Here is a 12,606-nt window from a genome sequence, read left to right on the forward strand (position 1 = left end):
GAGGGGTAATTATGTTTGCTAAAACCAGACTTGCCGCCGTCACGGCGCTGTTTTTAAGTTATGGCGCACAGGCGGAAACTGTTTTAAACGTGGCCACCGCGGGTGACCAAAATATGGTGGATTACGTTAAAACCTGGCTGGGGCCGAAGTTTGAGGCCGCGCATCCGGGCGTAAAAGTGCGCGTGGTCGGCACCGGGCCGGGGGACGCAGGCTCGAATAAAATCATCGAAAAACTGAGCGCACAGCAGCAGAGCGGGGCGAAAACCTGGGATATCGACGTGGCCGTGGTGCACCAGAAGGCGGGCGGTGAACTGGTGGAAAAAGGGCTGCTGGAGAAATATCGTCAGCAGATCAAAACGGGCAGCATGGTCACGGCGGACAACGCCAAAAACGCGCTGGGCGTGAACGTCGACGGCTATGTAATGCCGATGTTCCTGAGCCAGACGGCCATCGCCTGGAACAGCGAAACCATGAAAGCGCCGCCGGCCTCTTACGACGAGCTGGTGGCGTGGGCGGCGAAGCACCCGCAGGCGTTCGGCTACAACGGCATTAAAAACGGCATGTCCGGCGTCAGCTTTGTCGTCGGCTGGATTTACGCCTACGGCACCGACGCCCGGCGTTTATCCGCCTTGCCGTATGACAAGAGCGTAGAGAAAAACTGGTCGCAGGCGTTTGAGAAGCTGAAAGCGTTTAATAAAAACGTGACCTTTACGCCGGGTAACGCCGGGACGCTGGACATGCTGACGCGCGGTGAGATCGCCATGGGGCCAGTTTGGGTGGATATGTTCTACACCTGGAAAGATCAGGGCAAGCTGCCGCCGTCCATCAAGCTGGCCTTGCTTTCGCCGGGAATGCCGGGGCAGCCGATGTACTACGTTACGCCAGCTAAAGCAGCGCAGCCCGAACTGGCGCGTGAGTTTATCGCGCTGGCAACCAGCCCGGAAGTGCAGGCCGACGGGATCGTGAAGCAGTTTAACTGGTATCCGGGCATCGACGCGCAGTACGTCAAGCCGAAGCTGGACGACGCCACCTGGAGCAAGCTATTCGCCGAGATCTCCCCGAAAGCGCTCGCCGATTACGGCAAGAGCTTCCCGATAGCCCCTTACTTTGACGACATCAAAGAAGGGTACGAAAGCCAGGTTTCTAACTAATCTTTTTCCGGTGCCCGGCTCCGGCTGGGCACCGCGCTTAAGTGCTAAGGTTTGTTATGCGCGTTTCGCTAAACTATCTGCTGCTGGTGAGTCCCGCCGCGCTGATGATTGTGGTGCTGTTTCTCTATCCGCTTGGATTTTCGCTGGTTGCCGCTTTTACCTCGGACGCCGGAGCGCTGACCCTGCAGCATTTTGCCAAAGTGCTGTCGCTTTACTCGAACGATATTTTGTTTACGGTTTTCATCGTGCTGGTGTCGGTTGCGCTGCTGGCGGTGCTGTCGATTACGATTTCTGCGGTGATTACGCTGTCTGCCTGTCGCCTGATTGTCCGGCTGCTGGGCGTGCTATACCGGCTGCCGCTGTTTATTCCGTTTATCGTTGCCGCACAGATGATGCGCACGTTTCTCGCCAAAAACGGCCTGATGAATAACATGCTGGTTGCCAGCGATCTTGTGCAGCCGCTGGACACGATTTCCTGGCTCGGCTGGAAGGGGATCATCATTACCTTTGTCTGGAAGCAGCTGGCGTTTGCGACCTTGCTTATTTGCGGGGCGATGGCGGCGCTGGAGCCTTCGCAGGTGCTGGCGGCCAGAAATTTAGGGGCTTCGCGCATGCGCATTCTGTTCGATATTATTTTGCCCCAGGTGCTGCCGGCCATTGGCGTCGCGCTGGTGCTTTCTACGGTGGTGATGATGTCCGTTCTGTCCGTGCCGCTGATGATTGGCGCCGGGACGCCAACGATGTTGACCGTGGACATGGCGTTCCGCGTCAACTCCTACAGTGACTACGCGGTGGCTAATGCGCTGGGCGTGATTTCGTTAGTGATTTGCGGGGCGCTGTCCTGGTTTTATCTGCGCCACAGCCTGCGCCAGAAAGGAGGGGAGGCATGAAACTGTTGAAAGGACGATTCGGCCTGCCGCTGCAGGCGCTGCTGCTGGCCTTTATGCTGTTTGCGATGTTCGGCCCGCTGCTGAACCTGCTGATTTGGACGGTGGCGGAAAGCTGGTTTTACCCGCATACCTTGCCGAGCCAGTGGGGATTAAAGTACTGGTATCAGGTGTTTAGCCCGTACAGCGATGTGTCCGGCTCGCTGTTGACCAGCGTGTTTATTGCCGTGCTGTCGGTGCTGGTTTGCCTGCTGATTTCTATTCCCGCAGGCTATGCGCTGTCCCGCCGGGCAATGCCGCTGCGGGTGATGTTCATGCTGCTGTTTTTGATTCCGCAGGCATTTCCAAACCTGACGGTATATATGAACATCGCCCGGCTTTTCTATCAGTGGGGGTTGAACGGCACCGTGGCGGGCGTGGTGCTCGTGCACAGCGTGCATGGCCTGATGTATTCGATATGGATCTGCGTGGCCGCGTTTTCGGCTATCGATCCGCTGCAGGCGCGGGCCTCCCGCAATCTCGGTGCCGGGCCGCTGTTTACCTTCTGGCATATCGTGCTGCCGCAGGCGTCTGCGGGGATCATGGCCGCCGGGATCTTCGTGTTCCTCGAGTCGCTGGATGAATTTACCGGCACCTTCTTCGTCGGCGCCCCGGACATCACCACGCTGCCGCTGCTGCTGTATAACGCCAGCATGTCAGGGAATTACCAGGCGTCGTCCATTACCGCATTGATTTTACTGGTGCCTTCGCTGCTGTTTATGCTGGTCATCCATAAATTCATGCGGCCGGAAATGCTGTCGAAGATGGGCAAGTGAACTTCCGCTCATATTGGCATTTACCCAGTATGGGCGGGAGCATTTATGGATTTTTACGATGTAACTCAATCGTAAAATCGCAGTAATCGCTAAGGCACCAGGTTTGGGTATATTCAACGGGCCGATCGTTATGAGTAAAACCTGTTCTCGTAACCAGTAAAACGGGCTCATGCTCATTTGTATTCAGGTAGTGAGCCAGTTTACTGTCCGTCACAGCTGCGCTGAATTGCTGGGTTGCCCGTAATATCGGCGCTCCCTTACTTTCCAGATGCCAGTACAAAGACTCACTAAGCTCACTGATGTTGTTCAAAAATTGAGCTGGTAAAGTTGCAATCTGAAGGGAAACAGTAATACCGTTGATCTTCCTGATTCTGGTCAGCTCCACGACTTCGCCACTATCCTGTTTCATTTGCAAGATTCTATGTTCATCCGGTGTGCATGGTCGCCGCAGGTATCCCACCAGTTCACTTTGCGCCTGGCCTCCGCTGGCCGTAGCCATCTCACTAAAGCTCTCTAGCAGCGGTAATGACTGGCGTATATGTGGCGCAATAAATGTACCCACTCCTTGATTGCGCACAAGAACACCTTCTTTAAGCAGCTGTAGTAAGGCTTTACGAACCGTTCCACGCGCAATGTCCATCATTTCTGCCAGTTCTCGTTCCGGTGGCAGAACATCACCTGCATGTAAACGCGCCTCAGTAATTGCAGATTTTATAGAATTAACTAGCTGCAAATAGAGCGGCAGCCTACTGGATTTATCAAGGTGAAATTCCGGTACTGGAGATGTCTTCATCAGACTTAGTGGATTTCCTGTCTGGTTTATGATGAGTGAACCAATTGTGATCCAGCAGGCTGCAATTGTCATCCTTAAAATGACGGAACAATACCTTTAAATAAACTCAGATCACAAAATAACCAAATGGAGCTGCGGGGTACAGGTAATTTTAATGTAAGGTCCTTTATAGGTTCACCATTGGTATAATTAAAGGTTCTATGAGGGAAATATCGTTATGATCAAAAAACGTTTACTGGATTGCAGTGCTTCCGATTTTTCATCAATGGATAAGAATGAATTCTTGTATGCCATTCGCGCCAGCGAAGGCCGGGTTATGGTCAGTGAAACCATCGCCGTTACTCAGCCATTACTGAACAATGTTACAAATGCAGAACTTGCGGCATCACAGGGGGCAGACATCTTACTGCTTAACATGTTCGACAGTGAAAATCCCATGATTCAGGGAATGCCGACAGACATCGCACCTATGGATATGCTTCATGAGTTGCAGCGTCTGACAGGCCGTGTCATTGGTGTGAATCTTGAAGCCGTTGACCCTGAGTTTTCAGTCGCTCATGACGATATCTGGACAATGAAACCTGGACGCGCAGCAACCGCGGAAAATGCCCGTAAGTTGGTCGATATGGGTGCAAAAATTCTTGTATTGACAGGAAATCCTAATAATGGCGTCAGTAATCGCGCTCTGGGAGTGGCTGTCAGAGACATTCGTGATGCAATTAAAGACGAAGCTGTGATTATCACCGGTAAAATGCACGGTGCGGGGGTTGTGCAAGAAAGCGGTAGTAGCATTGTCAGCGAAGAGGATGTTATCTGGTTCGCCTCACAGGGAGCCGATATAGTTTTAATTCCTGCGCCGGGAACGGTATCAGGAATGAGTCAGCAGCGCGTAGCATCGCTGGTTGATACTGCTCATGCTCATGGCGTACTGGCAATGACCGCGATAGGCACCTCTCAAGAAGGTTCTGACGTCCAAACAATCCGCCAGATAGCACTGATGAGTAAAATGACCGGTGCCGATTTACATCATGTAGGTGATACGGGTTACATGGGAATAGCATTACCGGAGAATATTCTTGCCTACAGTATAGTGATTCGAGGGGTAAGGCATACCTATGCCAGAATTGCACGGTCAATTAATAGGTGATTTTCCTTAAGCAAGGACGATAAAAATGATTAATGAGTGTTGTTCGAACAGAATATCTTCATTGCCGCAACAAAGCACAGTCGATAACAACAGAATAGACTTGACGTGAGATGTTTTTCGTTTTCGAGGCAGACCACTAGTGAACCTAAGCGTTAACAACAATACAGATAATTCCGGGCTGATATTGCTATAGATTATCAGCCTGATGACGCTGATATGTACGTATTCCTTTGTTTCGAGGTCACTATGAAAAAGCGATTTATACTCGCGGCAATTCCTGTCTTACTCACCACCTTTAGCAGCCTGGCTTCTTCGGAGGCAGCCTGGCAGCAGTTGGACAAAGACGTGCAAAAAAGCTGCCTTGCCATCAGCGCGCTGCAGGAGAAAAAGATTGCAGGGAAGCGCACCGATTTTGGCGACGACGTTGGCTATTCGGCGGTGGTAATTTCAGGCAACTACAAGTTTAAGAACAGCAACCCGGTGCCGGGCAAAGAGCTGTGCCTTTATAACCGCAAGAGCAAAAAAGCCAGCCTGGCGCAAATGCAGTAGCGTTTTCCTTGCCTGAAGAATATATCCCTGTAAAGACAATCTCTTTGAGCGACAGGCAGTTATCTCCCCACCGGAGCGCTGCCTGTTTTCTATACCGCCAAACTGCCATTTCCCGGTAACGTTTCTGCCATAAATCCCTCCCATACTGTCTGACTTCTGACCCCCGACAGGTTTTCGGACAATGGCAAAACGACCCTGGCTTCCCTGGCTGATTCTCACGCCGTCTTTACTCTTTTTACTGCTATTCACCTGGTTTCCGCTGGTGCGCTCCGTGTACGACAGCCTGTTTGATACGCGTATGGCGGGCGACGCTGGCGCTTACGTGGGCATAGGTAATTATGTGCGCCTGTTCGCCGACGCGGTGTTCTGGAAATCGCTGGTGAATAACCTGTTTTATATCGTGCTGACCGTCATTCCGGGCGTTGTCCTGGCGCTGCTGTTGGCGGTCGCGCTGTGGGAAAACCACTGCATTAACCGCTGGCTGCGCACGGCCTTCTTTTTCCCGATGATTATCCCGATGGTCAGCGCGGCGGCGCTGTGGCTGTTTATCTTTATGCCGGGCATGGGCATGCTGGATTACTACCTGGCGAAGCTGTTTGGGCCGATGAACAACAACTGGCTCGGGCGCAGCAACAGTGCGCTGTACGCGCTGGCGCTGATTGGCGTGTGGAAGTTTGCCGGTTATTACATGCTGTTTTTCCTCGCAGGGTTACAAAGCCTGCCCGCCTCGGCGCGTGAAGCGGCGATCATGGAAGGCGCGACCTCATCGCAGGTGTTCTTTAAGGTCACGCTGCCGCTGCTGCGCCCGACGTTGAGCTTTGTCATTACCACCGCGCTTATCTATTCGATCACGCAAATCGACCACGTGGCGGTAATGACGCGCGGCGGGCCGGATAACGCCACGACCGTGCTGCTGTATTACATCCAGAGTCTCGCCTGGGACACGCATGATTTGGGCAAAGCCTCCGCCGCCACTTTCCTGACGCTGGCCGGCCTGTTTGTCTTCTCGTTCGTTAACCTCAAGTTGCTGGAAAGGGGCGCCCACCATGAGCGTTGAGTTTTCTGGACCCGTTGTCAACGCGCGTAGCGTGCCGCAGCCGCTGTGGTTGCGCCTGCGTAAATCAAAGGGCATCACCCTCACAGTGCTGATGTGCTGCCTGGCGTTGCTGTGGGTGAGTCCGTTTCTCTGGATGCTGTCCTCGGCCTTTAGCGCCAGCACCTTTAGCGAAGGCATGGCTTCCGTGCTGCCGCGTTTCCCGCTGACGCTGGATAACTTTCGTGATGCCTGGCAGAGCGCCGACTGGCTGAGCCTGTACGCCAACACGCTGATTTTTAGCTTCGGCACTTTCTTCGTGCAGCTCGTCACCATTACCACCGCCGGATACGTTTTCGCCTGCCATGAATTCCGCGGCAAACAGACGCTGTTTCTGCTGTTCCTGGTGCAGCTGATGATCATGCCGGTGGTGATGATGGTGCCGAACATGATGACGCTCAAAGCGCTGGGGCTGCTCAACACGCTGACCGGGGTGATGATGCCTTATTTCACCTCTGCGTTTGGCGTGTTCCTGATGCGTCAGGCGTTTCTCGCCATCCCGAAAGAGCTGGAGGAGGCCGCGCTGATGGAGGGTTGCCGCTGGTGGCAGGTGCTGTACCGCGTGCTGTTGCCGATGTGCTGGCCGTCGGTGCTGGCGTTCGCCACCGTGAGCATTACCTACCACTGGAACGAATATCTGTGGCCGCTGATGATGCTCAACGACCCGGACAAACAGGTGCTGACTGTTGGCCTGGTTTCGTTTGCTATGGGCGCCGAGTCCGGCGGCCAGTGGGGCACCATCAGCGCGGGCACCATTATGGTCTGCCTGCCGCTGATGCTCGCCTTTATCGCCTTCCAGAAGCAGTTTCTGCGAAGTTTTGGTTTTTCAGGCATCAAGTAAGGAGTTGAGTGATGTTATTGGCCCATATTTCCGACACCCATTTCCGCAGTCAGAACCAGAAGCTGTACGGCTTTATCGATATTAACGGCGGCAATGCCGACGTGGCCTCGCAGCTGAATGCGCTACGCGAACGCCCCGACGCGGTGATCGTCAGCGGGGACATCGTCAACTGCGGCCGCCCGGATGAGTACCAGGTCGCTCGCCAGGTGCTCGGCACCATCAAGTCGCCGCTTTATCTGATCCCCGGCAACCACGACGACAAAGCGCATTTCCTGGAGTACCTGCGCCCGCTTTGCCCGCAGCTGGGGCACGATCCGCAAAACATTCATTATGCGGTGGACGATTTCGCTACCCGGCTGCTGTTTATCGACTCAAGCCTGGCGGGGCACTCCAAAGGGTGGCTGACGGACAACACCGTAGCCTGGCTTGAGGCGCAGCTTACGGCGGGCGGCGACAGGCCAACGGCTGTGTTTATGCACCATCCTCCGCTGCCGCTGGGGAATGCGCAAATGGACAAAATCGCCTGCGAAAACGGCCATCTGCTGCTGGAATTAGTGGCGCGTTTCCCGTCGCTGGTGCGTATTTTCTGCGGCCATAACCACTGCCTGACAATGACACAATATCGACAGGCGACCATCGCCACCATTCCAGGCACGGTGCACCAGGTGCCATACCACTTTGAAGACAGCCGCCCGTATTACGATCTGTCGCCGCCGTCCTGCCTGATGCACCGCCAGGTGGGTGAGCAGTGGGTGAGCTACCAGCATTCGCTGGCTCACTATGCAGGCCCGTGGCTGTATGACGCGGCGATCAGCTGCCCGACGGATGAGCGCTAACGGCCATGTTAAGACTGAATCACGTAAGCAAGCAGTTCGAAGGCAAAGCGGCGCTGAATGCGCTGTCGCTCAGCATCGAAGAAGGTGAATTTGTGGTGCTGGTAGGGCCTTCCGGCTGCGGCAAAAGTACGCTGTTACGGATGCTGGCCGGGCTGGAAGAGGTCAGCAGCGGTGAGATTTGGCTCCACGGCGAGAACATCACCTCGATGTCGCCGCGCGAGCGCAACTTCGCGATGATTTTCCAGAACTATGCGCTGTTTCCGCACCTGACCGTGCGCGACAACATCACGTTTGGCATGAAGATCCGCAAAGAAGACAAGGCCAGCTGGCAGCCTCGTCTCGAGCAGGTGGCCGCGATGCTACAGCTCGGCGAACTGCTCGACCGCAAACCGGCCAAACTCTCCGGCGGGCAGCGTCAACGCGTGGCGATGGCGAGAGCTATTGTGCGTAATCCACGCCTGTTCCTGATGGATGAGCCGCTCTCAAACCTGGATGCTCGCCTGCGTACCGAAGTGCGCGACAGCATCATGGCGCTGCATCATCAGCTCAAAACCAGCACCATTTACGTCACCCATGACCAGACGGAAGCCATGTCGATGGCGGACCGTATTGTGGTGATGAACGGGGGCGTGGTGCAGCAGGTGGGCAAGCCGGAGCATCTCTATGCCCGGCCAGCCAACCTGTTTGTTGCCGGTTTTATCGGCTCGCCCGCAATGAATTTGGTTTCTCTGCCCTGTGAAGACGGCCGCATCCTGCCCGCGACGCTGAACCTGCCTTTGCCGTCTCCGGCGAGCGCGGAAAAGAGCGTCTGGCTCGGTATTCGTCCTGAGCATCTTACCGACAGGCCAGAGGAAGGGCACCTGACGCTGAGCGCGACGGTGCTGCAACGAGAACTGATGGGCGCAGATTACCTGCTCCATGTCAGCACACACCTGGGGACGTTACGCTACACCCGCCGCCATCGCGGGGCGGTACCAGAAAAAGGCGATACGCTCACCCTCGGTTTTTCCTCATCGGATATTCACCTTTTCCACACAGACCTTCACCACAACTTACACCAGGAGATTGACCATGTTTAACCCCCTGATGCATAAATGGCGGGCGCTTGCCGTTTGCTGTTCGCTGGCCGTGAGCGGCGCGGCATTGGCAAAAGAGAAAATTGATTTTATGTTCCCGGCGCCGGTCGACGGCAAGCTGACGATGGAGATGACGCGCGTCATCAAAGCGTTTAACGACTCGCAGCAGGACGTTGAGGTGCGCGGGATTTTTACCGGCAGCTACGACACCACCAAAATTAAAGCTGAATCCGCACAGAAGGCCGGGCAGCCGCCGGCGTTGGTGATCATGTCGGCCAACTTCACCACCGACCTGGCGCTGAAGGACGAGATCCTGCCGATGGACGAGCTGTTTAAATACGGCCCCCGCAAGGCGGGTGATTTCCTGATGAACGACTTCTGGCCGGCGATGCATAAAAATGCCCAGGTTATGGGCGTCACCTACGCGATCCCGTTTCATAACTCCACGCCAATTCTTTATTACAACAAAACGATGTTTGACCAGGCGGGTATCAAGCAGCCTCCGCAGACCTGGGCCGAAATGCTGGCCGATGCGAAGAAGCTGACCGACGCCAGCAAAGGGCAGTGGGGCATTATGCTGCCGTCCACCAACGACGACTACGGCGGCTGGATCTTCTCCTCGCTGGTTCGCGCCAACGGCGGCAACTACTTCAACGAAAACTATCCGGGCGAAGTGTATTACGATTCACCGACCACCATCGGCGCGCTGCGCTTCTGGCAGAATATGGTTTACCGCGACAAAGTGATGCCGTCTGGCGTGCTGAACTCCAAACAAATCAGCGCCGCCTTCTTTAGCGGCAAGCTGGGCATGGCGATGCTGAGCACCGGCGCGCTGGGCTTTATGCGCGAAAACAGCAAAGACTTTGATATGGAAGTGGCGATGATGCCCGCCCAGGAACAGCGCGCGGTGCCTATCGGCGGCGCGAGCCTTGTGAGCTTCAAAGGTATTTCCGATGCGCAGAAAAAAGCGGCTTACCAGTTCCTGACTTATCTGGTTAGCCCGCAGGTTAACGGCGCGTGGAGCCGCTTCACCGGCTACTTCTCGCCGCTGAAAGCCTCTTATGACACGCCGGAAATGAAAGAGTACCTGCAGAAAGATCCTCGCGCGCAAATCGCGCTGGATCAGCTGCAATATGCCCATCCGTGGTACTCGACCTATGAAACGGTTGCCGTGCGCCAGGCGATGGAAAACCAGCTGGCGGCGGTGGTGAACGATCAGAAAGTGACGCCGGAAGCCGCAGCGAAATCTGCGCAGCAAACGGCAGATAGCCTGATGAAGCCTTACGTTGAGAAAACGGCGCTGGCCGAGGTGAAGTAAAATACTTTAGTTCGCATCCCCACGGGCGGTTATTCCGCCCGTTACCCTCATGTTAAAAAATCACTTTCTGACTATAACAGTTGTACAAAACAGCGTATTTTTAGCGCTGTGATATAGACAGGGAGCAGCGCATGAAAAAGTACCAGCAGCTGGCACAGCAGATCCTCGATCAGATTGCCCTCGGCGTCTGGCAGCCGGGCGACCGTTTGCCGTCGCTGCGCGAGCAGGTTGGCCACAGCGGGATGAGCTTTATGACCGTCGGCCACGCCTACCAGATGCTTGAGAGCCAGGGGGCAATCGTTGCCCGGCCACAGTCTGGCTACTACGTTGCGCCCCGGCCCGTGGCACGTACCACGCCGCCGGCGGTGCAGGTGACCCGCGCCGAAACCGTCGATATCAACACCTATATTTTTGATGTCCTGCAGGCGAGCACGGATGCTTCGGTGGTGCCGTTTGGCTCCGCGTTTCCGGATCCGCGTCTTTTCCCGCTCCAGCAGCTCAACCGCTCGATGTCCGCGGTCAGCAAAACTGCCACCGCCATCAGCGTGATTGAAAGCCTGCCGCCCGGTAACGAAGCCCTACGTCACGCCATCGCCCAGCGCTATGCCCAGCAGGGAATGCAGGTTTCCCCGGATGAGATTGTGATAACCGCAGGGGCGCTTGAGGCGCTCAATCTCAGCCTGCAGGCCGTCACCGAGCCGGGCGACTGGGTGATTGTCGAAAACCCTTGTTTCTACGGCGCGCTGCAGGCGCTGGAACGCCTGCGGCTTAAAGCGTTGTCGGTTGCAACCGACCCTGTGAGTGGAATCGATCTCGACGCGCTGGCCCAGGCTCTGGCGGAATATCCGGTCAAGGCCTGTTGGCTAATGACCAACAGCCAGAACCCGCTGGGGGTGACGCTGCCGCCGGAGAAAAAAGCGCAGCTGGTGAAACTGCTGCAGGCGCATAACGTCACGCTGATTGAGGACGACGTCTACAGCGAGCTTTATTATGGCCGGGAAAGGCCGCTGCCTGCGCGGGCATACGATAATCAGGGCATGACCCTGCATTGTTCTTCGTTTTCGAAATGCCTGGTGGCCGGGTTTCGCATCGGCTGGGTGGCAGCCGGAAAACACGCCCGCCGCATTCAGCAATTGCAGCTGATGAGCACCTTATCGACGAGTTCGCCGATGCAGCTGGCGTTGGTCGATTTCCTCGCGACCCGCCGCTATGACACGCATTTGCGAAAACTGCGCAGGATGCTGGCCGAGCGGAAACAGCAGGCGTGGCAGACGCTGAACGATCTCTTCCCGCCGGAGGTAAAAATCCACCGCAGCGAAAGCGGCTATTTCCTGTGGATCGAGCTGCCGGAAGGGCTGGACGCCAGCCTGCTTAACGAGCGGGCGCTGGCGCACAAGATAAGCATCGCGCCGGGCAAAATGTTCACCACCGGCCGCGCGTGGGACAACTACTTCCGCTTCAATGCCTCGTGGGCGTGGGGCGACAGAGAACATCAGGCGGCAGTGACGTTGTCACGTTTAATTAAGACCTTAATTAAGGAGTTTCAAGGTGTACCAGACTGAAAGATTGCTGCTGCGGCCGTGGCGCGATGACGATGCAGCGCCGTTTGCTGAGATGAATGCTGATCCCGAAGTCATGCGCTATTTCTTGCAGCCATTAACGCCGGAAGAAAGCCGTAACTATCTGGAGGCATTTCGCGAGCGTATGGCGCAAAACGGCTTTGGTTTTTGGGCGGTGGAAGAACGGCACAGCGGCGAGCTGGCGGGATTTGTGGGCTTAAATCGCCCGATGTACGAGCTGCCGTTTTCCCCGTGCGTTGAGGTCGGCTGGCGGCTTCGTAGCGCGTTCTGGGGAAAAGGCTATGCCCCAGAAGCTGCGAGAGAGGCGCTGCGCGTGGGTTTTGAAGAGTACAGCCTCGAAAGCATTGTCGCTTTTACCGCGTTACCGAACCTGCCGTCACAGCGGGTGATGGAAAAATCAGGCATGCGCCGATGCGGTGAGTTTGACCATCCGATGGTGCCGGCGGAGCATCCGCTGCGGCGGCATGTCTGGTATCAGATTCACCGGCAGGAGGTTTAAAAGCCGGCGAACCGGCCTGTA

13 protein-coding genes are annotated in these 12,606 nt (G+C 55.7%); 12 read left to right on the forward strand and 1 reads right to left on the reverse strand.

Translation table 11 applies throughout. The annotated features are described in order from the left end of the window. The first annotated feature begins 11 nt into the window (after positions 1-11). Genes JT31_RS00615 through JT31_RS00625 form a run of 3 tightly spaced genes read left to right on the forward strand, consistent with a single transcriptional unit; the run spans position 12 to position 2,853 of the window. The gene (locus JT31_RS00615) at positions 12-1,151 is read left to right on the forward strand and encodes an extracellular solute-binding protein (protein ID WP_038472157.1); all 1,140 of its coding nucleotides are present in this window, start codon (positions 12-14) and stop codon (positions 1,149-1,151) included. 56 nt (positions 1,152-1,207) lie between these two features. Next, positions 1,208-2,041: an ABC transporter permease gene (locus tag JT31_RS00620; protein ID WP_038472158.1), complete on the forward strand. Its 834-nt coding sequence runs from the start codon at positions 1,208-1,210 to the stop codon at positions 2,039-2,041. Next, positions 2,038-2,853, forward strand: coding sequence for an ABC transporter permease (locus tag JT31_RS00625; protein ID WP_038472160.1), 816 nt, complete (start codon positions 2,038-2,040; stop codon positions 2,851-2,853). The genes JT31_RS00620 and JT31_RS00625 overlap by 4 nt, the downstream gene beginning before the upstream one ends. A 43-nt stretch (positions 2,854-2,896) precedes the next feature. Here the strand turns inward: JT31_RS00625 and JT31_RS00630 are convergent, their stop codons facing one another. Beyond that, positions 2,897-3,646 (reverse strand): GntR family transcriptional regulator, encoded by a 750-nt coding sequence (locus JT31_RS00630; protein WP_038472162.1) that lies wholly within the window; start codon positions 3,644-3,646, stop codon positions 2,897-2,899. 217 nt (positions 3,647-3,863) lie between these two features. Here JT31_RS00630 and JT31_RS00635 point away from each other — a divergent pair, with 217 nt between their 5' ends. The 9 genes from JT31_RS00635 to JT31_RS00675 all read left to right on the forward strand — a co-directional run bounded on the left by JT31_RS00635 (position 3,864) and on the right by JT31_RS00675 (position 12,585). Then, entirely contained in the window at positions 3,864-4,793 is a 930-nt protein-coding gene (locus JT31_RS00635; RefSeq protein ID WP_081948143.1) for a PEP phosphonomutase, read from the forward strand. Positions 4,794-5,039: 246 nt separating this feature from the next. After that, positions 5,040-5,342 carry a hypothetical protein gene (locus tag JT31_RS00640; RefSeq protein WP_038472164.1) on the forward strand — a complete coding sequence of 101 codons (303 nt, stop codon included), beginning with the start codon at positions 5,040-5,042 and terminating at the stop codon, positions 5,340-5,342. Positions 5,343-5,523: 181 nt separating this feature from the next. Beyond that, positions 5,524-6,399, forward strand: a complete 876-nt coding sequence (locus JT31_RS00645) for a carbohydrate ABC transporter permease (RefSeq protein ID WP_038472166.1) — start codon at positions 5,524-5,526, stop codon at positions 6,397-6,399. Further along, positions 6,389-7,276 carry a carbohydrate ABC transporter permease gene (locus tag JT31_RS00650; protein WP_038472168.1) on the forward strand — a complete coding sequence of 296 codons (888 nt, stop codon included), beginning with the start codon at positions 6,389-6,391 and terminating at the stop codon, positions 7,274-7,276. Before JT31_RS00645 ends, JT31_RS00650 begins: the two co-directional genes overlap by 11 nt. 11 nt (positions 7,277-7,287) lie before the next feature. Beyond that, positions 7,288-8,112 (forward strand): phosphodiesterase, encoded by an 825-nt coding sequence (locus JT31_RS00655; RefSeq protein ID WP_038472170.1) that lies wholly within the window; start codon positions 7,288-7,290, stop codon positions 8,110-8,112. A gap of 5 nt (positions 8,113-8,117) precedes the next feature. Then, positions 8,118-9,191 carry an ABC transporter ATP-binding protein gene (locus tag JT31_RS00660; RefSeq protein ID WP_038472172.1) on the forward strand — a complete coding sequence of 358 codons (1,074 nt, stop codon included), beginning with the start codon at positions 8,118-8,120 and terminating at the stop codon, positions 9,189-9,191. Between the two features lie 7 nt (positions 9,192-9,198). Next, complete coding sequence (locus tag JT31_RS00665; RefSeq protein WP_162473300.1) at positions 9,199-10,506, forward strand: ABC transporter substrate-binding protein; 1,308 nt, start codon at positions 9,199-9,201, stop codon at positions 10,504-10,506. A gap of 131 nt (positions 10,507-10,637) precedes the next feature. Next, positions 10,638-12,068, forward strand: a complete 1,431-nt coding sequence (locus tag JT31_RS00670; RefSeq protein WP_038472176.1) for a PLP-dependent aminotransferase family protein — start codon at positions 10,638-10,640, stop codon at positions 12,066-12,068. Then, positions 12,055-12,585, forward strand: a complete 531-nt coding sequence (locus JT31_RS00675) for a GNAT family N-acetyltransferase (RefSeq protein ID WP_038472178.1) — start codon at positions 12,055-12,057, stop codon at positions 12,583-12,585. The genes JT31_RS00670 and JT31_RS00675 overlap by 14 nt, the downstream gene beginning before the upstream one ends. Positions 12,586-12,606 lie beyond the last annotated feature (21 nt).

Source organism: Cedecea neteri, assembly GCF_000757825.1.
Classification (GTDB): domain Bacteria; phylum Pseudomonadota; class Gammaproteobacteria; order Enterobacterales; family Enterobacteriaceae; genus Cedecea; species Cedecea selenatireducens.